We start from the raw sequence: 21,569 nt of genomic DNA on the forward strand, positions 1-21,569 counted from the left end.
CGCTTCGTCCCTTTCCAGGATGGAGCTTTTTTTGTGTCCCAAAAGTGATACGGCCTATGATGAATAGAATGGGAAACAGTCTAGAGCTTAACAAAAGTAAAGGAGAAAGACAATGAAAGAAAAATTGGATCAAATCAGGCAGGAAGCGTTGAAGCAGATCGCAGATTCAGATGCGCTGGACAAATTAAATGATGTGCGGGTAGCTTTCCTGGGCAAGAAAGGAAAATTGACCGCTGTTCTGAAAGGGATGAAAGACGTGCCGGCGGAAGAACGCCCGCTGGTCGGCCAGCTGGTAAATGAGACCCGAGCGGCGATTGAAGGATTTCTGGAAGAATCCAGGGCAAAAATGGAGAAGCTTGCACGGGAAGAGCAATTGAAAAGGGAAGTCATCGATGTCACCCTTCCTGCCAAAAAGAACAGCGTAGGCCACCGGCATCCCAATACGATCGCCCTGGAGGAGGTCGAAAGGATCTTCGTGGGTATGGGATATGAGGTTGTGGAAGGCCCGGAAGTGGAATACGACTATTATAATTTTGAGGCGCTGAATATACCGGCGAATCATCCCGCCAAGGATGAGCAGGACACGTTCTATGTCACAAGCGACATCGTGCTTCGGACCCAGACCTCGCCGGTCCAGGTCCGCACAATGGAAAAAGGAAAGCTGCCGATCCGCGTGATTGCCCCGGGAAGAGTGTTCCGTTCGGACGAGGTAGACGCGACGCATTCCCCTTCCTTCCATCAGATCGAGGGACTGGTGATCGATAAGAACATCACATTTGCCGACCTGAAAGGGACGCTGGCGGAATTCGCAAGACAGCTGTTCGGACCGGAGACAAAAGTAAAATTCCGTCCTCATCATTTCCCGTTTACCGAGCCCAGCGCGGAGGTGGATGTCACCTGCTTCAAATGCGGAGGAAAGGGCTGCCGTTTCTGTAAAGGTTCCGGCTGGATCGAGATTCTGGGCTGCGGAATGGTTCATCCCAACGTCCTTAAAATGAGCGGAATCGATCCTGAGGAATACTCCGGTTTCGCGTTTGGAGTCGGATTGGAACGTATCGCGCTGCTGAAATATGAGATTGACGATATGCGGCTGTTGTATGAAAATGACGACCGTTTCTTAAAACAATTCTAGGAGGAAGAATAAGATGAATACATCATACGCATGGATGAAAGCATACGTGCCGGGACTTAATGTATCGGCTCAGGAATTCACGGACGCCATTACCCTGTCCGGCTCAAAAGTGGAGGGATATGAGGCGCTGGATGCGGATCTGGATAAGATCGTCGTCGGCTGCATTCTTTCCATCGAAAGGCATCCGGACGCGGATAAACTGGTCATTTGCCAGGTGGATATCGGACAGGACCAGCCGGTTCAGATCGTCACGGGAGCGTCGAATATCACAGTAAACGATAAAATCCCCGTAGTATTGGATGGCGGCAGAGTTGCAGGCGGACACGACGGCAAGAAAACGCCGGGCGGAATTAAAATAAAAAAAGGAAAGCTGCGCGGCATTGAATCCAATGGAATGCTCTGTTCGATCGAAGAACTGGGAAGCAGCCGTGATATGTATCCGGAAGCGCCGGAAGACGGTATCTATATTTTCCGGGAAGATGTGCCGGTGGGAACGGATGCGATAGAAGCGCTGGGTCTTCACGACGTGGTGTTTGAATATGAGATCACGTCCAACAGGGTGGACTGCTATTCGGTGCTGGGTCTGGCCAGGGAAGCGGCGGCCACCTTCCGTCAGGAGTACAAGCCTCCGGTCGTGAAAGAAACCGGTAACCAGGAAGATGTAAAGGATTATATCAAGGTGACGGTCAAGGACACGGATCTTTGCCCCCGTTACTGCGCCAGAGTAGTAAAAAATATAAAAATCGGCCCTTCCCCCAAATGGATGCAGCGGCGTCTGGCGGCACATGGCATCCGGCCGATTAACAATATCGTGGATATCACCAACTACGTGATGGAAGAATACGGCCAGCCGATGCACGCCTACGATCTGGACACCATCGCGGGCCGCGAGATCATCGTCCGCCGGGCATCCAAAGACGAAAAGTTCGTCACTCTGGACGGACAGGAACGGACCATGGACGAATCGGTACTGATGATCTGTGACGGGGAGAAGCCTGTGGGTGTCGCTGGTATTATGGGCGGTGAGAACTCCATGATTACCGATCATGTGCAGACCATGTTATTTGAAGCCGCCTGCTTTGACGGAACCAACATCCGTCTCTCCAGCAAGAAGATCGGGCTGCGCACCGACGCCTCCGGAAAATTTGAAAAAGGCCTTGACCCCAACACTGCCATAGAAGCCATTAACCGCGCCTGCCAGCTGGTGGAAGAGTTACAGTGCGGAGAAGTGGTGGGGGGAACCGTCGACGTCTATGAGAAGAAAAAAGAAGGCCGCGCGATCCCGTTTGACGCGGATAAAATCAATAAGCTGCTGGGAACTGATATCTCCCCCGAAGATATGATCGGGTATTTCGAAGCGATTGAATTAACGTACGATCCGGCGGCACAGGAAGTACGCGTCCCTTCCTGGAGACAGGATTTGGAATGCCTGGCGGACCTGGCCGAAGAGGTGGCCAGATTCTATGGCTATGAAAATATAGCGACCACTCTGCCAAGCGGAGAAGCCTCCACCGGTAAATTATCCTTCAAACTGCGTGTGGAATCCGTGGCGAGAGATATCGCGGAATTCTGCGGTTTCTCCGAAGGTATGAGCTATTCCTTTGAGAGCCCGAAAGTATATGATAAGCTTCTGATCCCTCAGGACTCCAAATTGCGGCAAAACGTTGTGATCTTAAATCCTCTGGGAGAAGATTACAGCATCATGCGCACACTGCCGTTAAATGGAATGCTGACCTCTCTGGCTACTAATTATAATAGAAGAAACAAGAACGTAAGACTCTATGAACTGGCTAATATCTATCTGCCCAAGCAGATACCTCTGACGGAGCTTCCCGAGGAACGGATGCAGTTTACCATGGGTATGTACGGAGACGGAGATTTCTTTACCTTAAAAGGAGTCGTGGAAGAATTCTTTGACAAGTTGGGTATGCGTCAGAAAGCGGTATATGATCCCAATGCCCAAAAACCTTACCTGCATCCCGGCAGACAGGCTAACATTATTTATCAGGATACGGTTGTGGGCTATATGGGAGAAGTGCACCCCACGGTGGCCGATAACTATGGGATCGGGGAACGCGCCTATGTGGCCGTTCTGGATATGCCTGAGATCGTAAGCCGGGCTACCTTCGACCGGAAGTACGAAGGCATTGCAAAATATCCGGCCGTCACCCGCGATATCAGTATGGTGATGCCTAAAGAGATACTGGCGGGTCAGGTGGAGGAAGTCATTGAGAAAAATGGCGGACAATATCTGGAGAGCTACCAGCTGTTTGATATCTATGAAGGCGCGCAGATCCGGGCCGGTTCCAAATCTATGGCCTATTCCATCGTGTTCCGGGCGAAGGATAAGACCCTGGAAGAGGCAGATGTGACAGCGGCTATGGAGCGGATACTGAAAGCTCTGGAAGCCATGGGAATCGAACTGAGGAAATAATAAAAGGGGACATGTCCATTTCGATAAAAAATCGAAATGGACATGTCCCCTTTTGTCTTACATTTCTTCGAGGGAGCGTTTCTTTTTGATGACAACCTCCTCGTCATAGCAGGTGAACATTTCGTCTACCTTGGCTTTGTTCATTTTCGGTGTAACCAGGCTTACGACCGGAACAACGAGCAGGCCCACGACCATCGCTATGGCTCCGGCGTTAATCGGAGAGGATATGTATTTTAAAAACATGTTGGATACGGTAATTCCCACTCCTGTGATAAAGCTTGCCCATACGGCGGCGCGGGTAACCTTCTTCCAGTACAGGCCATACAGGAACGGGGCCAGGAAAGCTCCGGCCAGGGCGCCCCAGGAGATTCCCATGAGCTGCGCGATAAACACGGAAGGCCTGAGCGCGATCACCACGGAAACGATAATAAAAAATACGATCAGAATCTGCATGGTGATAATCTGTTTCTTTTCGCTTACTTTTTTAATAAGATTCCCGTACAGGAAATCCAGAGCCAGCGTGGAGCTGGAGGTCAGCACCAGAGAGGAGAGGGTGGACATGGACGCGGACAGTACCAGCACAACGACGATACCGATCAGGATATCCGGAAGCGTGGACATCATATACGGAATAATGCTGTCATAGACGATACCGGACTCGTTATAGAGGGACGGATTGTCAAAGAGGCGTCCAAAGCCTCCCAGGAAATAGCAGCCGCCGGCCACGACGATGGCGAACATGGTAGAGATAACCGTACCGGTATTAATCGCCTTCTCATTTTTGATCGCATAAAATTTCTGTACCATCTGCGGCAGTCCCCAGGTTCCTAAGGAGGTTAGAATGACAACGCCTAGCAGGTTGGCCGGATCCGTACCGAAGAAGGAAGTAAAGGCCCCCGGCTGTCCAAGCGTCGCCGGAACATCACTCTCGATCATGGCCAGGGATTTCACCGCCTCCATGAAGCCGCCCTGACCGCTTAATACAGCGGCGATCACGGCTACGATACCCACCAGCATGATAATTCCCTGAAAGAAATCATTGATAGCGGTCGCCATATAACCGCCCATTACCACATAAATACCGGTAAAAACCGCCATTACAATAACACAGACTTCATAAGGAATATCAAAAGCCATTCCAAAAAGCCGGGATAATCCATTGTAAATCGAAGCGGTATAGGGAACCAAAAAGATAAACACGATGGCGGATGAGACGATTTTTAACGTATTGCTGTCAAAGCGTTTCCCAAAAAACTGGGGCATGGTGGCGGCATGCAGCCCCTGGGACATCACACGGGTCCGGCGGCCCAGAACCACCCAGGCCAGCAGACTGCCCAGCAGAGCGTTGCCGATTCCGATCCAGGTAGTGGCCATTCCGTATTTCCAACCAAACTGTCCGGCGTATCCCACGAACACAACCGCGGAAAAGTAGGACGTTCCGTAAGCAAAAGCGGTGAGCCATGGCCCGACGGACCGTCCCCCCAGCACGAAACCGTCCACGCTCCTGGCGTGCTGCCTGGAGTAGATGCCGACGCCGATCATAACCGCAAAAAAGATCAGTAAAAACAAAATTTTGATGAACATTTTTTATCCCCCTGAGATGTTCTTGAATTTATTTTGACGTTAAAGCGTTACGCTTTAACGCGAAAAAGCAACTGGTGAAATAATACCAGAAAAGCACTTATTTGTCAATAAAAATAGCAAGTCTTTCCAATACTTTTGAAACCTGGAATTTCTGATGAATATCAATCTCCTTTATGAATACTATATGAATTTCTAAAATTCCAAATGATGGACATTCAGGGAAGCCTAGATATTTTTTTCATAATTATATATAGAACGCTAACGGATGTAGCGATAGTCAGCCATTCGCAATTTTTATGAGAATCAGGATTGACTTTCTGTGCTTACAGATGTAATATTTAAGAAAAAGAATTTTAAATCCAGAAACGGAATAACTTAACATTCATAATTGAGACTTTACCAGATTATGAGAAAGCTTCCGGGAATATTACATGCATATATAAGGAGAAAATCCGGTAAGAATCCGGTATAAGAAAAAGGATGACAGTTATTTCGTTTTGAAGTATAATGATACGGAAAAAGACGGCTATTTTAATAGAAATTATAATATATGCTTATAAGGAGGAACCGGAATGGCAAGATACCGGAGAAAAAGGCGTAGAAAAAATCGGGTTGGACTCCTGATTGGAATTATTATCGGGATACTGGTAGTAGTGGGAATCGTAGTCGGCATTATTCTGTTTTTAAAGAGCAAAGATAAGGGGCCGACGCCCGAAGAAGTACTGACCCAGTATATGTCCGATATTAATACCGGAAATTATGAGGACATGTATCAGCTCCTTTGTGACGAAACCAGGCAAAGAGTCACAAAAGATGACTTTATAGCCAGAAATCAGAATATCTATGAAGGTGTGGAAGCGTCTGACGTAAGCATTCAGATTACCAATGTGGAAGAGCAAAAGGACACCGTGGCAATCAATTATGACACCACCATGGAGACAGTGGCGGGAACGCTTCAGTTTTCCAATACCGCTACCTTGATCCGGAATGAGGAAAAACAGTATCAGATCGACTGGTATTCCCAAATGATCTTTCCGCAGCTACAGGAAGATTATAAGGTAAAAGTAAATACCGCGACCAAATCTGAGCGGGGAAATATCTTTGACCGCAACGGAATGGCTTTGGCGGAAAAGGGTACTGCGTCCTCCATCGGCATCGTTCCCGGCAAGCTGGCGGAACCCAGAGATGAGACGATCGCGTCCATCGCAAATCTGCTGGAAATGGATGCGGAAAAAATCGAGAAGGCGCTGAGCGCCGGCTGGGTGAAGGATGACAGCTTTGTACCGATCCGGACTGTGTCAAAAGATGCGGATGAGTTAAAGGTGCAGCTGCTTGAGATTCCCGGCATTAAAATATCGGACACCAGCGAACGGGTCTATCCGTTAAAGGAAGCGGCGGCCCATCTGACCGGCTATGTCCAGAATGTGACGGCGGAAGATCTGGAAAAGCTGGAGGGCAAAGGATATAATGCCAATTCCGTGCTGGGAAAATCCGGACTTGAAAAAATCTATGAAGATCAGCTGCGCGGCATAGACGGCTGTGAGATTAATATCGTGAATGCGGACGGCGATCAGGTCGTGAACCTGTTGACCCGGGATGCGAAAATGGGAGAGGATGTAAAGCTGACCATCGATTACCGTCTTCAGAAAGCGCTTTATGAAGCGTTGGGCGAGGATTCCGGCTGTGCTGTGGCTATGAATCCGAAAACCGGCGAGGTACTGGCTCTTGTCAGCACACCGGCCTTTGACCCCAATGATTTTGTCATGGGTATGACCAATTCCAAATGGACCTCTCTGAATGAGGACCCGGCTCAGCCGCTTTACAACCGTTTCCGAAATACCTGGTGCCCGGGTTCTTCCTTCAAACCCGTGACAGCGGCGATCGGATTGTCTACGGATTCATTCACGGCGGATGAGGATTTCGGTCCAAGCGGCAGAAGCTGGCAGGAGGATTCCAGCTGGGGTTCTTATCAGGTTACCACGCTGGAAGAATATGCAGGAGCGGCAAATTTACGAAACGCGCTGGTTTATTCCGATAATATTTATTTTGCCAAAGCGGCTCTTAAGATTGGTAAGGATAATTTCAGCAAGACGGCCAAATCGCTGGGCTTTGGAGAGGATATTCCGTTCCAGTATGGGATGTCCAATTCCCAAATCACATCCGAGGAAGGCTTTAAGACAAACATCCAGCTGGCCGACAGCGGTTATGGACAGGGTGAGGTGCTGGTAAATCCGCTGCATCTGGCGGCTATCTATTCAGCATTTGTCAACCAGGGGAGCCTTATATCCCCGACCCTTGAATATCAAGAAGATCCGTCAGGCTCTTTCTGGAAGGAACAGGCGATACCCGCGCAGGCCGCGGATGTGATCAAAGAGGATTTGATTCAGGTGGTGGAAGATCCAAAAGGCACTGGGCACGAGGCCAGAATCGACGGGCGCACTATTGCCGGAAAGACCGGCACTGCTGAGATTAAGGCCTCCAAAGATGATACGACCGGTACGGAACTGGGCTGGTTCACCGCATTTACCGCTCAGGATTCCGGCCAGCAGCTGATGATTACGATGATGATAGAAGATGTGAAAGACCGGGGCGGCAGCCATTATGTCGTGCCGAAGGTGAAAGCAGCAATGGAAGAAGCTTTCAGATGGTAGTTATTAAAGCTTAGAATATCCTATTGTATTACAAAGTTTAAGGGCCTGTGAAGGCCCTTTTTCTATACTTTTAACAGCTGCTCCAGTCCAATCCCGTACAGCTGACAGAGCTGTACAACGTCTGTGAACCGGGGTTCCCTGGTCCCTGTCTCCCAGTTTCCCAGACATTGCCTCGAGATATGTATCCGATCTGCAGCCTCCTGCTGAGTCAGGCCGGCAGCATGTCTGAACTTTGCTAACGTTTCTCCAAGGTTATGCAACATCATCCGTATCTTTCCTTTCTGCACGCAGCCGAAATTCATCCAGAAAGTCTAAGACATCGGCTTTTGATAGTATTAACATAAAAAATATAAGAGTAATCGCGGAACAGCAGTATTTCCCGTGTTCTATGTCAAAATAAGAACGGGGAGAAATACGGAGCAGTTCTGCCATTTGCTCCTGGGTAAAGTGATTCGCTGTTCTATAAACTAGAATTCGGTCCGTAAGAATGCCTTGAAGCAGCAATTTGTACTGGCTCATCATGCAACCTCCTAAAATTTGTCGAATTTTAGTGAAATTTTAACATACGCGATCAGGGTCATCCATGGGACACACCTCAATATGCATTCTTTCGACCGAAAAGACCTGTGACCTAATTCCTCAGTCATATAGTATCATTCCTTTCCGCCGCAGTGCGATCCTATGGAGGGCTTTTATTCCATAGGCAGACTTTCTTATAGAATAAAAAAACCGCCCCTCTCAGGACGATTATAAAAATACTTGGAACTTCCTTATAATATTCAAAATGGAGCATACGGGACTCGAACCCGTGGCCTCCACACTGCCAGTGTGGCGCGCTCCCAGCTGCGCTAATGCCCCAAACCAAAAAACTGAATCCGAAAGAAATTATAACACAAGCAGAAGAATTTGGCAATCCCATTTATGCCTTAATTTTATTGTAAATAGCTAACAAATTTTTAGGTATTACATTGGTAATTATATCCAAACAATTTGCGGATTATGTTTATATGGTTGACGCAATGCACAATAGTAGTTATAATGTATTTGTAATTAGTTAAGACGTATTATAGAAATACAACTGAATAAAGTAAAACTTATATATGTTCATAATTGGTTGAACGTCTCTACAAACTACCGTAAATAGTTTTCTATAAGTTTCCGTACAGTCCTTCTATAGGGCTTGGAAATTGTAGAAAAATCCGGTGGTTTTTTTATTTGCCCGGAATTGCTGCAGAAACTTATAATTGCAGCCATAAAAATAATAAAATGAAGAAGGTGGTATCCATGCAAAAAGAGTCCTTTGTTCTAAAAGGTAATATCTGCTACAGTCAGGATAAAGATCATTTCAGGACCGTGGCGGACGGTTATCTCGTCTGTGTGGACGGGATTTCAGAAGGCGTATACGAAGAACTTCCGGAACAGTACCGGAATCTGCCGCTCATTGACTGTGAGGATCAGCTGATTTTGCCGGGGCTGACAGATCTTCACGTACACGCTCCCCAGTATGCGTTCCGGGGACTGGGAATGGATCTGGAACTGCTGGACTGGCTGAATACCCATACGTTCCCGGAAGAATCCAAATACGCGGATCTGGAATACGCGAAAACGGCCTATCAGATCTTCGTGGAGGACATGAAGAATGGGCCAAACACCAGAGCTTGTATCTTTGCGACCCTGCATGTCCCGGCCACAGAGCTTTTGATGGATCTGCTGGAAGAAACCGGAATGAAAACCATGGTCGGCAAAGTAAATATGGACCGTAACAGCCCGGATATCCTATGCGAAGCCGGCGCGGAGCAGTCCGCAGCGGATACGGCCGCCTGGATTGAAGATGTGGCCGGCAAGTACCGCAATGTCCAGCCGATCCTGACGCCCCGGTTTATTCCCACCTGTTCCGATGAGCTGATGCGGCTCTTAAAAGAAATACAGAAAAAATACCAGCTGCCGGTGCAGTCCCACCTTTCTGAAAATCAGGGTGAGATTGCCTGGGTAAAAGAACTTTGTCCTTCCTCCGCTTTTTACGGGGACGCATATGACCAGTTTGGCTTGTTCGGGGGTGATTGCAAGACCATTATGGCTCATTGTGTATCCTCTTCAGATGACGAAATCCGTCGGATGAAGGAGCGCGGTGTATATATCGCACATTGTCCGCAGTCCAATACGAATCTTTCCTCCGGGATCGCTCCGGTGCGCAAGTTCCTGGATGAAGGCCTTCGGGTGGGGCTTGGAAGCGACGTGGCAGGGGGTACCGTCGGCTCTGTTTTCCGGGCGATGGCGGATGCCATTCAGGTTTCCAAGCTCCGGTGGCGGCTGACGGACGACACCATGAAGCCATTGACCGTACAGGAAGCTTTCTATCTGGGAACAGTCGGCGGCGGTTCATTCTTTGGAAAAGCAGGGAGTTTTGATGCGGGATATGAGCTGGACGCACTGGTGATCGATGACAGCAATCTGGCGACTCCGCTGAAACTTTCCATACCCGAACGGGTGGAGAGGGTGATTTATCTGTCAGATGACAAAAATATAACGAAAAAGTTTGTCGGGGGACATCAAATCTGGTAGAATAAGTATGTAGGCAGCGAAAAGAAAGCTGCTCTATCATAATCATTTTTAATAAAGGGGGAAACAAAATGAACGCACTAGACAAATTTTTCCATCTCAAGGAAAACCACACCGATGTAAAGACCGAAGTCATCGCAGGCGTAACAACCTTTATGACCATGGCTTACATCCTGGCAGTCAACCCATCTATCCTGAGCGCAGCCGGCATGGATAATGGGGCGGTCTTTACGGCAACCGCGCTGGCTTCCCTGATCGCAACTGTTCTAATGGCGCTTTTCTCCAACTATCCTTTTGCACTGGCTCCAGGCATGGGCTTGAACGCGTATTTCGCCTATACTGTAGTTATCAATATGGGATATACCTGGGAGATGGCGCTGGCCGCAGTCTTCATCGAAGGTCTTATCTTTATCCTGCTTTCCCTGACTAACGTGCGGGAAGCCATCTTCAACGCGATTCCCATGTCACTGAAGCATGCGGTATCCGCCGGCATTGGTCTGTTTATCTGCTTCATCGGTCTGCAGAATGCCAAACTTGTTACGAATTCCGATTCTACATTAGTGACGATCTTCTCATTTAAAGGCTCGGCTGATTCCGGAACTTTCTTTACCGAAGGGATCACCGTATTACTGGCCATTATCGGGGTTCTCATCACCGCAATTTTAATTGTTAAAAAAGTAAAAGGACACATTCTGCTTGGTATTCTGGCAACCTGGATTCTGGGTATTATCTGCCAGCTGGTTGGTCTGTATCAGCCGAATGCGGAGATGGGCTTCTTTAGCCTGCTGCCCGACTTTTCCAATGGAATTGCGATCCCCAGCCTTATGCCGACATTGCTGGCACTGGATTTTTCACGTGCGTTGTCGCTGGATTTCTTTGTTGTTATCTTCGCCTTTTTGTTTGTGGATATGTTCGATACACTGGGAACTTTAATTGGTGTGGCATCCCAGGCGGATATGCTGGATGAAAACGGAAAACTGCCTAAGATCAAAGGCGCTTTGATGGCAGATGCTATCGGTACATCCGTTGGTGCTCTGTTAGGTACCTCCACTACCACAACGTTCGTAGAAAGCGCTTCCGGTGTTTCCGAAGGCGGCAGAACAGGACTGACCTCCTTTGTAGTAGCGATTCTGTTTGGTTTGGCCTTGTTCCTTTCCCCTATTTTCCTGGCCATTCCTTCCTTTGCTACGGCGCCGGCCCTTATTATTGTCGGCTTCCTGATGATCAGCGCAGTCTTAAAGATCAACTTCGCAGATCCTACCCAGGGAATTCCTGCATTTATCTGTATCATTGCTATGCCGTTTATGTACAGTATCTCCGAAGGTATCGCCATGGGCGTTATCTCCTATGTAATCATTAATCTGGTTGCAGGTAAGGAAAACAGAAAGTCGATCAGCATTGTCATGTATATACTGGCGGTGTTATTTGTTCTAAAATACATATTCTTATAACCAGATACGTCTTTAATTAAAAATTTTTATACCAATGTACCGGCCGGCAGGGTAGTTTGACCTGTAGGTTGGTACATTGGCATATGTAAGGAGGTTTTAACAATGGGAGTCGGTAAAGAGTTAAAACGTGTCGACGCTTACGAAAAGGTTACCGGTGGAGCAAAATATGTGGCGGACTTGGCACCCAAGGACCTGTTGGTGGCAAAAGTCGTACATAGCACCATCGCCAACGGCGTGGTGAAAAGCTTTGATCTGGAAGAAGCACTGAAAGTCCCCGGCGTGGTAAAAATCGTCACCTGTTTCGATGTACCGGATATACAGTTCCCCACCCCGGGCCATCCCTGGTCCGTGGAAGCCGCTCACCAGGATGTGTCGGACAGAAAGCTATTGAACACCAGAGTCCGCGTCTATGGCGATGATATCGCCGCAGTTATTGCAGAAAATGAAATCGCAGCTAATCGGGCAGCACGTCTGGTTAAGGTAGAGTATGAGGTCTATGAACCTCTTCTGACTACGGATGAGGCTATGGCAGAGGGCGCCACGACTCTCCATGAGGAAAAGCCGGGAAATGTTCTGGCGCATTCCTCCTTTCAGCTTGGGGATATGACTTTTGACCAGGCGCTTAAAGAAGAGCCCTCCTTACATGTGATTGAAAGAACTTACGAAACCCAGCCCGTCCAGCACTGTCATCTGGAGGTGCCGGTTTCTTACGCTTATATGGCAAACGGCAAGATTATCGTCACATCCTCCACCCAGATTCCCCACATCGTCCGCCGGGTGATCGGCCAGGCTCTTGGGGTTCCCTGGGGACAGATCCGGGTGATCAAGCCCTATATCGGCGGCGGCTTTGGCAATAAGCAGGATGTATTATATGAACCGTTAAACGCGTTCCTTTGCACTCAGGTGGGAGGCAGAGGCGTACGCCTGGAACTGACCAGAGAAGAAACTTTGGCTTGTACCAGAGTGCGTCACGCCATAAAATTCCACGTAAAAGGCGCGGTGCGGGAAGATGGCACTTTAGTCGCCCGTAAATTCGAGGCCTATTCCAACCAGGGCGGATATGCGTCCCACGGCCACGCCATCGTAGCCAACGCGGCTAATGCGTTTAAACAGCTCTATCACGAAGAAAAAGCTCTGGAGTCCGACAGTTATACCGTATATACGAATATTACCGTCGGCGGGGCCATGCGCGGCTACGGCATCCCCCAATCGGATTTTGCGACGGAATGTCTCACCGACGATCTGGCTAACGCGATCGGTATGGATCCGCTCGAATTCCGGTTTAAGAACTGCATGCCGGAAGGTTATGTGGACCCCCACACCAAAGTGAAATTTAACAGCTATGGTTTAAAAAAATGTATGGAAAAGGGCCGAGATTATATCCATTGGGATGAAAAGCGCAAGGCATACGGGAATCAGACCGGACCGGTGCGCCGCGGCGTCGGAATGGCGATATTCTGTTATAAAACCGGCGTTTACCCCATTTCGCTGGAAACCGCTTCCTGCCGCATGATCCTGAATCAGGACGGGTCCATACAGCTGCAGATGGGCGCTACCGAGATCGGCCAGGGCGCGGATACGGTATTTACCCAGATGGCCGCCGAAGTAACCGGAATTACGGAAGACCGTATTTATATTGTCTCCACGCAGGATACCGATATCAGTCCTTTTGATACCGGCGCCTATGCATCCAGACAGACTTATGTCAGCGGCAAGGCTTTAAAGCAGACCGCTCAGCTTTTAAAGGAACGGATTCTGGACTATGGTTCCTATCTGCTGAAGATGCCCTCGGACGCTCTGGATATACAGGATAACAATGTGGTTGATAAAGAGAGCAGAGAATGCCTGGTGACTCTGGAAGCGCTGGCTACGGAGGCCTTCTACAGCCTGGACCGCTCTGTTCATATCACGGCGGAGTCCACCTATCACTGTAAGGAAAATACCTTCTCAAGCGGCGCCTGCTTTGCGGAAGTTGAAGTGGATATGCCTCTGGGTAAGATAAAAGTGCTGAATATTATAAATGTTCATGACAGCGGTACCCTCATCAATCCGAAGCTGGCTGAAGCCCAGGTCCACGGCGGTATGAGTATGGGACTTGGATATGCCCTGAGTGAGCAGCTTTTATTCGACCGGTCCGGGCGGCCTCTGAATGACAATCTGCTGGATTACAAGCTTCCGACCGCTATGGATACGCCGGATCTGCATGTGGATTTTGTCCAGCTGGATGATCCGACCGGCCCCTTCGGAAACAAGGCGTTAGGCGAGCCGCCGGCGATTCCGGTCGCACCCGCGATCCGAAATGCGCTGCTGCACGCGACGGGAGTGGCGGTGGATTCCCTGCCGCTTGATCCGCAGAAGCTGGTGTCACATTTTAAAGAAGCAGGATTGATCTAGAGGAGGTATAGACGATGTATGATATAGAAAAATACTATCAGGCAAAGGATGTGGCGGATTGTATCCGTGCCCTCCGGGAAGATCCGGACGCCGTCATTATCTCCGGAGGAAGCGACGTGCTGATCAAGATCCGGGAAGGCAAAATGGCCGGCTGTTCTTTAGTCAGTATCCATGGAATTCCGGAGCTTGAAGGGATCCGAATGGAAGATGACGGAACCATAGTGATCGGACCGGCCACTACATTTTCCCACATCACCAACAACGATATAATTAAAAAGCATATCCCTATTCTGGGTAATGCGGTGGATCAGGCCGGAGGCCCCCAGCTTCGCAATATCGGAACGATCGGGGGGAATGTCTGTAACGGAGTCACCAGCGCGGACAGCGCGTCCAGCCTGTTTGCCCTGAATGCGGTTCTGGAATTGACCGGGCCTGACGGAGTGCGCCTGCTTCCGATACAGGAATTTTATTCGGGACCGGGCCGTACGGTGCGGGAGCACACAGAACTTCTGACCGCAGTCCGAATCACCAGGGAAAATTATGAAGGCTTTGGCGGCCATTATATTAAGTATGGAAAACGGGAAGCTATGGAGATCGCCACGATGGGCTGCGCGGTTCACGTTAAGCTGAATGCAGATAAAACAGCGGTGGAAGACCTAAGGATCGCTTTCGGTGTAGCCGCCCCCACTCCGATGCGCTGTACGAAGACGGAGGAAAGCGTAAAGGGGATGCCCTTAGGGCAGGAGCTTTTAAACGCCGTTGGAAAGGGTGTCCTGGAAGAAGTAAATCCCAGAACCAGCTGGAGAGCCTCCCGGGAATTCCGGCTGCAGCTGATCGAAGAAATGAGCCGCCGGGCGCTGGCCCAGGCTGTCATCTATGCAGGAGGTGAGATCCATGCTTAAAGTAATCAAAATGATCGTAAATGATAAAGAAGTGGAACTGGCGGTTGATGAGAGAGAAGCGCTGGTGGACACCTTAAGGGACCGGCTGGGCCTCACCAGTGTAAAGAAGGGCTGTGAAGTGGGAGAGTGCGGCGCCTGTACCGTCCTGGTGGACGGAGAAGCCATAGATTCCTGCATCTATCTGACTATGTGGGCCGAGGGACGCCGTATTCTGACCGTAGAAGGCCTGAAAGGGCCGAACGGCGAATTAAGTCCCATACAGCAGGCATTTATCGACGAGGCGGCCGTTCAATGCGGTTTCTGTACACCGGGCCTGATCATGACCGCGGTGGAAATCGTCGGAACCGGCAAGAAATATAACCGCGAGGAATTGCGCAAAATGATCTCCGGCCATCTGTGCCGGTGTACCGGATATGAAAACATCTTAAACGCTATGGAACGGATTGTCGAAGAGACCTATAAGGTCGTTGGAGAAGAGTAGCAGTATGCTGCAAAACGTGCCGGCATAAAAAGTGGTGCTTCAAACCGCTTTTTATGCCGGCACGTTCCCATTTTCCATCAGTCTTTGCGGTCGATATGAAAGATACCGATTTCACGGTAATGATCGATCTTATAATTCACGGTGTTCAGACTTGTCTCCAATACTTCCATCTGCTTTAGGATCGCCTGTTTATGTTCTACCAGTATCTGTTTTCTTTCTTCACAGGTGGCTTCTCCCTGCAGGCACAGATTCATAAATTCTTTGATCCTGTGAAGCGGCATCCCGGAGTTCTTAAGGCAGCAGATCAGCTCCAGCCAATGGATGTCTTCCTCTGAAAATTTCCGGATTCCGCTATCCGTCCTTTCCAGCAGGGGAAGCAGTCCCTCCCGGTCATAATATCGGATGGTATGTGTGGTGATTCCCTCTTTTTCCGCTACTTGTCGAATGGTATAGGTCATGGCGGTTCTTCCTTTCTCTTTTTGGTATATCAGCGAGTTTTTTCGAGGCAATTTTATTATACAGGAATATCAGAAAATTTGCTATGGTCCCGCGGATGCAAATTCATTTTCAAAACCCCTTGCGTGAACCCGTCCGGTTCACTATAATAAAAGAAAAACTACAAAGATTGGAAAATAGCAAATCAAACAAAAAGGAGTGCATGTTATGAGTAAGATTGACGAGATACGGGCGGAAATGGTTACCGCCATGAAAAATAAGGATAAAAGCCGCAAGGATTCTCTTTCCATGCTTTTAAGCGCGCTGAAAAACGTCCAGATTGATAAAAGGGAAGAACTAACCGAGGCGGAAGAGAATGCGGTTATTGCGAAAGAGATTAAACAGACCAAGGAAACTATGGATTCCTGTCCCGCCGACAGAACGGATATCCTGGAGGAATGCCGGGCCAGATTGGCTGTCTACAAAGAATTCGCTCCGGAAGAAATGAGTGAGGAACAGATTCAGGCCGTGATCCGGCAGGTGCTGGATGACCTTGGCATATCGGAACCTACGGGAAAAGATAAGGGCCGTATCATGAAAGAGCTGATGCCCAAAGTAAAGGGCAGAGCCGACGGAAAACTGGTGAATGCTCTCGTTGGAAAATTATTTGCCTGACGGCGCTAAGAAAGGAAGGTAGAACGGATGAAGAATGTATGGGAGGCTGTAAAAAAGTATCTGGATAACGCAAAGGAGTATATCCAGTCCATGGATGTCAGCGATATGACGCTGATCAAGCTGTGTTTGCTGGCTCTGGGTATCCTGATCGGAGCCGCTGTCTCCGAAAAGCATAAGAAAGCGGTTGTTATCGCGGCCGTTCTGATTTTCAGTATCACTTATATACCGGTGATGGTAAAATTCCTCAGTGGAATGGCGGAGAAAAAGGAATTGGATGCGTAAGCGTATTTTAAATGACAGGAAAGAGGTTATCTAGAACCGAAAGGGCAGAGATAACCTCTTTTTTAACTATCTTTTTTTACTGTATTATGTGCGTTGCATAGGATATAAATTACGCTAAAGCGTTGATTCATAAATGCTTTAAACCGTGTGTTTGCGCGGAATCATCCTCCTGTTGTATCATAGAAATGCCAAAACTTACTCGGTATTTTATTTCATGGCCAGGAGGATGTTACTATGAAAATAACAGCATTTGAAGTTAGAGAAGACGAGAGGCCTTTTTTTGAAAAGTTAGCCCGGGACCAACACCTGGATCTTGTGCTTTGTCCGGACCCTCTCAATATGAAGAATCTTAGGATGCTGACGGACAGCGCAGGGATATCGGTTCTCGGCAGAAGCCGACTGGATGCAGGCATTTTGGATTGTCTGAAGGAACGGGGCGTCCGATATATTTCCACCCGCACGATTGGATACAACCATATCGATGTGGAATATGCCAGGTCTATCGGATTAAAAGTCAGTAACGCGGATTATGCGCCGAATGGCGTCGCCGACTATGCGGTCATGCTTATGCTAATGTCTCTGAGAAATTATAAGCAGGCCCTTTATCGGGGCAATGTCAACGATTATTCGCTTCCGGGCCTGGAGGGTAGGGAGATGCGCAATCTTACCGTCGGTATCGTGGGAGTCGGCAAGATCGGGCGCACGGTTATTGAAAATTTGCGGGGATTTGGCTGCCGGATCCTGGCTTTTAACCGCCATCCGGTTCCTGACTTGGAACATCAGGTAACTTTCGTCCCGCTGGATACGCTGTACCGGGATAGCGATATCATCTCCCTTCATGTGCCGTTACATGCGCAAACATATCACATGATCGACCGGTCCGCTATGAGTCAGATGAAAGACGGGGTGATTCTGATCAATACGGCCAGAGGAGAGCTGATTGATATGGAGGCGCTGTTAGACGGTATAGAAACGAAAAAAATCGGCGCCCTGGGACTTGATGTGATTGAAAATGAAGAGGGGATCTACCATAAGGACCGCAGGACCGATATTATCAGCAATCGGGAGATGGCCTATCTGCGGCAATTTCCTAATGTTACCATGACGCAGCATATGGCGTTCTATACGATCGAGGCGGTGGAGAGCATGGTATCCTGCGGGGTACGGAATCTTCTGGAGTTTGAGAAGTGCGGCAGCTGCAGGCTGGAACTGTGACAGGTCTAAATCCGCCTTCCCTTTCATATGGTGATAATAGAATAAATTCTTCAGGAAAGGGAATGAACTATGGAAGGAAATCAAACGCCGGATTCCAATTGTCAGAAGACCTCTGCCGCGTCCGCGCATACCCAGCAGTCTTTAACGTCCCAGCAGCATGTTCAGCAGCAATATGTATCACAACAGCAGCAATATATGCAGCAGGCGCAGGTTCAGCAAGGGCAGAAGCAGATGCAGCAGATGCGCCAACAAGCCCAACAGCAAATGCAGTCTCAGGCACAGCCTCAGCAACAGTCTCTGCAACAGTCGCAACAGCAGCCCCAGCAGCAGATGCAGCAGCACTCCCAGCAGGCACAAGCCGCCGGTGAGGGAGGCCCTTTATATCAGGCAAAATTGCCTTATCCCCCTGTTAAGGCGTTATGCGAGAACCGTACATATGCTTTTGCCATGTTGGATAATGTGGGCGGTAACAATTCCGAAATGTCTGCGGTCAGCCTGTATTTTTACAATCATCTGCGGACCGCATACTGTGCGGAAATCGCCAGCTGTTTCCATCATGTAAGCATTGTGGAGATGCATCATCTGGAGATCTTTGGCACGCTGGCGCTGCAGCTGGGGGTGGATCCCAGGCTCTGGACCCGTTCCAGAAATCAAATGGCCTACTGGACTCCCCGGTATAATCAATATCCCGTGGAGCTTTCCCAACTGCTGACTTACGCAATACAGGGCGAGGAACGGGCGATCGAGAAATACCAGTATCAGCTCGAGCGTATAGAAGACTGTAATATTGTGGAAAATCTCAAGCGTATTATCCTGGATGAACAGATTCACATCCAAGTGTTTCAGGATCTTTATCAGCGATACGTCAGCAACTGCTAGGCTGTTTCATCAACCGCCCGCAGTCTTGGGAATATTGAAAAGCAAAACTCCCGGAAAAAGTCATGGCGCTGTAAAAACAGGCCGGTTTTTTCCGGGGTTTTTGCTTTTCATCCGTATTTTTTTGCGGTAGAATGGATGAAAAAGCAAAGTCAGCAAGAATGATGAAACGTTGTAAGCGGGACACGTGTATAATGATAGGCCGTTAGGAGGAGCGCTATGCCAAATTATAGAATTGATGATATCGTATCCGTGATCGAATATATGGAAGAACATCTGACGGAAAAACTGAATCTTGACCGTGTAGCAGACGCGGTCCATTATTCAAAATATCATTTACACCGCATGTTTACCGGCGCAGTAGGCATAACTCTGCATGAATATCTTAACAGGCGGCGGCTGACGCAAAGCGCCAAGCTGCTGGTGTTTTCCGATAAAAATATTCTGGACATCGCGCTGCTTGCCGGCTATGAAAGCCAGCAGGCGTTCACGAATATATTTACCGCCATGTATAAGATGCCGCCCAGCAGATATCGGGAAAATGAAAAGTTTTACCCGCTTCAGCTAAAATATAATTTAAAAGGGAACTTTGAAATGCTTCATGTGAAAGACCAGATAAACTGGAAGATCGAATATGCAGCAGAAGAAGACATACCGCGCTGGATGGAACTGGTGCGGCTGGTCATTGACGGTTTCCCTTATTTGGACGAACAGGACTATATCAAGGTGCTAAGGCAACGAATTCAAACCGGACAGGCCCTGATCCTAAAAGACCGGCAGATGGCCATTGGCATCCTGCTGTTTTCATATAATACCGGCAGCATAGATTTTATGGGCTGCCATCCCCTTTATCGAAACAGGGGGATTCAAAAGGCTTTTCTTCGAAAAGTTATGGACGAATTGCAAACCGGCCGGGACATCAGTATCACCACTTACCGGGAGGGCGACAAAGCGGATACCGGACAGCGCCGGGAAATCAAAGATCTGGGATTTGCGGAGGCCGAGCTTCTGACGGAGTTTGGGTACCCCACACAGCGCTTTGTATTATCTACGGCAGCACCAGATCAGCCGCTTCCCTGATGCCAAGCTTTACCAGCTGTTCCACCGCAAACCGGACTTCATACATCATGATTTCTTCCAATTGATCCGCATAGCCCTCTGAATCCCCCCGATCGAAAGAATCCAGCAACGAGTCATAATAAGGCCGGTAGAATGCGTTGATGGCCTTCTGATCTCCATGCATATTCCGTGTGGGATATCCCCAGAAGAGCTGCTGCAGCAGCTCTTCGTACACGGTCCGGATGACACGGCTGGGAGACAGGGCGCAAATACATTCAAGGGATATATATACGACGAGTTCGTACCGATTTGCCTGCTTGATGTATATAAGCCGTTCTTTCCAGCGGGTTCTGGATAAGGCGTCAAGGGTTGAAAGCGTGTCTTTTGCACATATTTTGCAGGATAAAGCCAGGAAATGCAGACTCTCCGCAAAATCCAGCAGCCGTTTCCGGACGTTCGGCTGGGAAAAGTCGCAGTTTTTTGCGCATTCTTCCAATGGCAGGATCTGTGTGCCGACTCCGTTCACAGATCTGGTAGCGCCAATATTGCCCAGCAGCTGGAGCGTACGGCGGACCGTGCTGACGGAGACCTGTTTTTCTTTCGCCAGCCGTTCGAGAGAAGGCAAAAAGCTTTCGGCCTCATAATCTCCCCGGCTGATGCTGATCAGAAGCTCCATACCAAGGGAATAGCAGATCTGGGACGGCTTTTTATAACTGTTCCAGGAATAGGATATCTGCCGGTCTTTCGTGTCAGTTGGATTCATATCGTCATAAAACCGGCATAGCGCGGCGGATAACTCCTGCTGAAAATGCTCAACGCACGTTCGAAGCTCCGGCCAGTTTTTTTGGCGGCAGCATTCTGTCATGGTGAGAAGAGGAGAACTCTCCTCCGGGAAGTTTTTCAGGTTCGTTGGGATACTCAGGAAAGGAGCTTGAAAAAACATGAACGTATGCCAGACAAAACGCATGAGCAGTTCATTGTGCAAAGCGCCATAGATCCGCTGGAGATGCTGCATCATAGAATAGGGCGGAAGAATATCCCTTAGCATGGCAAGCCGGTCGATCTCATCCAGCAATTGGGGCGATGCGCTTTTTAAACCCAGCCATTGGGCGTGGCTGAACAAAGGGCGCATGGATCGGCTCAGATCGATCAGGGCGTTTTGGCGCACCGAGAAAAAATCCCGGATATGCTGTTGGATTTCCGATTCCTTGTAGGCAATTTTTACCGTAGCCCCCATTCTTTTGGTGAGATCGATATACCCATTATGTTTAAGCCTGAGGTACGCGGCCCGAACCGTATCCCACGAAACCTGAAGAAACCTGCTGGCTTCCTCTATGGTAGGCAGATGATCTGCGTACCGGTATGTACCGAATTCTATTTGGGTAACCAGGATATTGTAAACCACCTGGTACAATTCCATATCTTTTTCCAACGTTGAT

The 21,569-nt window shown here is 48.9% G+C and carries 18 protein-coding genes, 1 tRNA gene, 1 riboswitch and 1 other annotated feature (1 of these 21 cut by a window edge); of the genes, 13 read left to right on the forward strand and 6 right to left on the reverse strand.

From position 1 onward, the window contains the following. Positions 1 to 15, forward strand: a binding site (T-box leader) (it extends 210 nt beyond the left edge of the window). 97 nt (positions 16 to 112) lie between these two features. Both pheS and pheT read left to right on the forward strand, forming a co-directional pair. Next, entirely contained in the window at positions 113 to 1,132 is a 1,020-nt protein-coding gene (pheS, locus tag KTH89_RS01560) for a phenylalanine--tRNA ligase subunit alpha (RefSeq protein WP_158344245.1), read from the forward strand. A gap of 13 nt (positions 1,133 to 1,145) precedes the next feature. Then, entirely contained in the window at positions 1,146 to 3,566 is a 2,421-nt protein-coding gene (gene pheT / locus KTH89_RS01565; RefSeq protein ID WP_238720361.1) for a phenylalanine--tRNA ligase subunit beta, read from the forward strand. 57 nt (positions 3,567 to 3,623) lie between these two features. Here pheT and KTH89_RS01570 read toward each other — a convergent pair whose 3' ends face one another. Continuing rightward, positions 3,624 to 5,150 carry a sodium:solute symporter family transporter gene (locus KTH89_RS01570; protein ID WP_158344243.1) on the reverse strand — a complete coding sequence of 509 codons (1,527 nt, stop codon included), beginning with the start codon at positions 5,148 to 5,150 and terminating at the stop codon, positions 3,624 to 3,626. A gap of 572 nt (positions 5,151 to 5,722) precedes the next feature. Here KTH89_RS01570 and KTH89_RS01575 point away from each other — a divergent pair. After that, positions 5,723 to 7,801 carry a penicillin-binding transpeptidase domain-containing protein gene (locus KTH89_RS01575; protein WP_238720363.1) on the forward strand — a complete coding sequence of 693 codons (2,079 nt, stop codon included), beginning with the start codon at positions 5,723 to 5,725 and terminating at the stop codon, positions 7,799 to 7,801. A gap of 62 nt (positions 7,802 to 7,863) precedes the next feature. Here the strand turns inward: KTH89_RS01575 and KTH89_RS01580 are convergent, their stop codons facing one another. The 3 genes from KTH89_RS01580 to KTH89_RS01590 form a co-directional block, all read right to left on the reverse strand. Continuing rightward, positions 7,864 to 8,067, reverse strand: a complete 204-nt coding sequence (locus KTH89_RS01580; RefSeq protein ID WP_238720364.1) for a helix-turn-helix transcriptional regulator — start codon at positions 8,065 to 8,067, stop codon at positions 7,864 to 7,866. Next, on the reverse strand, positions 8,054 to 8,323 hold the full coding sequence (locus KTH89_RS01585; RefSeq protein ID WP_238720365.1) for a helix-turn-helix transcriptional regulator: 270 nt from the start codon (positions 8,321 to 8,323) through the stop codon (positions 8,054 to 8,056). The genes KTH89_RS01580 and KTH89_RS01585 overlap by 14 nt, the downstream gene beginning before the upstream one ends. 263 nt (positions 8,324 to 8,586) lie before the next feature. Continuing rightward, positions 8,587 to 8,659 (reverse strand) — tRNA-Ala (locus KTH89_RS01590). 216 nt (positions 8,660 to 8,875) lie between these two features. Beyond that, positions 8,876 to 8,972: riboswitch (purine riboswitch) on the forward strand. A gap of 113 nt (positions 8,973 to 9,085) precedes the next feature. On the opposite strand from KTH89_RS01590, the gene KTH89_RS01595 reads away from it, so the two are divergent. From KTH89_RS01595 to xdhC, 5 genes are all read left to right on the forward strand, one after another. Then, positions 9,086 to 10,363 (forward strand): amidohydrolase family protein, encoded by a 1,278-nt coding sequence (locus KTH89_RS01595; protein WP_238720367.1) that lies wholly within the window; start codon positions 9,086 to 9,088, stop codon positions 10,361 to 10,363. 68 nt (positions 10,364 to 10,431) lie between these two features. Further along, on the forward strand, positions 10,432 to 11,811 hold the full coding sequence (locus KTH89_RS01600; RefSeq protein WP_238720368.1) for an NCS2 family permease: 1,380 nt from the start codon (positions 10,432 to 10,434) through the stop codon (positions 11,809 to 11,811). Positions 11,812 to 11,913: 102 nt separating this feature from the next. Beyond that, entirely contained in the window at positions 11,914 to 14,205 is a 2,292-nt protein-coding gene (gene xdhA / locus KTH89_RS01605) for a xanthine dehydrogenase subunit XdhA (protein ID WP_238720372.1), read from the forward strand. A 14-nt stretch (positions 14,206 to 14,219) separates the two neighbouring features. Further along, the gene (gene xdhB / locus KTH89_RS01610) at positions 14,220 to 15,107 is read left to right on the forward strand and encodes a xanthine dehydrogenase subunit XdhB (protein ID WP_238720374.1); all 888 of its coding nucleotides are present in this window, start codon (positions 14,220 to 14,222) and stop codon (positions 15,105 to 15,107) included. Further along, positions 15,100 to 15,588, forward strand: coding sequence for a xanthine dehydrogenase subunit XdhC (xdhC, locus tag KTH89_RS01615; RefSeq protein WP_238720375.1), 489 nt, complete (start codon positions 15,100 to 15,102; stop codon positions 15,586 to 15,588). The genes xdhB and xdhC overlap by 8 nt, the downstream gene beginning before the upstream one ends. Positions 15,589 to 15,665: 77 nt before the next feature. On the opposite strand, the gene KTH89_RS01620 is transcribed toward xdhC, so the two are convergent. Continuing rightward, positions 15,666 to 16,046, reverse strand: coding sequence for a MerR family transcriptional regulator (locus tag KTH89_RS01620; RefSeq protein ID WP_238720377.1), 381 nt, complete (start codon positions 16,044 to 16,046; stop codon positions 15,666 to 15,668). Between the two features lie 205 nt (positions 16,047 to 16,251). On the opposite strand from KTH89_RS01620, the gene KTH89_RS01625 reads away from it, so the two are divergent. The 5 genes from KTH89_RS01625 (at position 16,252) to KTH89_RS01645 (ending at position 20,151) form a co-directional block, all read left to right on the forward strand. After that, on the forward strand, positions 16,252 to 16,698 hold the full coding sequence (locus tag KTH89_RS01625; protein WP_158344237.1) for a GatB/YqeY domain-containing protein: 447 nt from the start codon (positions 16,252 to 16,254) through the stop codon (positions 16,696 to 16,698). 27 nt (positions 16,699 to 16,725) lie between these two features. Continuing rightward, positions 16,726 to 16,980, forward strand: a complete 255-nt coding sequence (locus KTH89_RS01630; protein ID WP_158344236.1) for a hypothetical protein — start codon at positions 16,726 to 16,728, stop codon at positions 16,978 to 16,980. Positions 16,981 to 17,214: 234 nt separating this feature from the next. Continuing rightward, on the forward strand, positions 17,215 to 18,195 hold the full coding sequence (locus tag KTH89_RS01635; protein ID WP_238720379.1) for a D-isomer specific 2-hydroxyacid dehydrogenase family protein: 981 nt from the start codon (positions 17,215 to 17,217) through the stop codon (positions 18,193 to 18,195). Positions 18,196 to 18,525: 330 nt separating this feature from the next. Next, positions 18,526 to 19,074, forward strand: coding sequence for a ferritin-like domain-containing protein (locus tag KTH89_RS25080; protein WP_158344275.1), 549 nt, complete (start codon positions 18,526 to 18,528; stop codon positions 19,072 to 19,074). A gap of 216 nt (positions 19,075 to 19,290) precedes the next feature. Continuing rightward, a complete protein-coding gene (locus KTH89_RS01645) occupies positions 19,291 to 20,151 on the forward strand; it encodes a helix-turn-helix domain-containing protein (RefSeq protein ID WP_238720380.1) in 861 nt (286 codons plus the stop codon). Here the strand turns inward: KTH89_RS01645 and KTH89_RS01650 are convergent. After that, positions 20,120 to 21,562 carry a GntR family transcriptional regulator gene (locus KTH89_RS01650; protein ID WP_238720382.1) on the reverse strand — a complete coding sequence of 481 codons (1,443 nt, stop codon included), beginning with the start codon at positions 21,560 to 21,562 and terminating at the stop codon, positions 20,120 to 20,122. The two genes, KTH89_RS01645 and KTH89_RS01650, sit on opposite strands and share 32 nt — an antisense overlap. Positions 21,563 to 21,569 lie beyond the last annotated feature (7 nt).

It is taken from the genome of Diplocloster agilis (assembly GCF_019042275.1).
In the GTDB taxonomy this organism is placed as follows: Bacteria; Bacillota; Clostridia; order Lachnospirales; family Lachnospiraceae; genus Diplocloster; species Diplocloster agilis.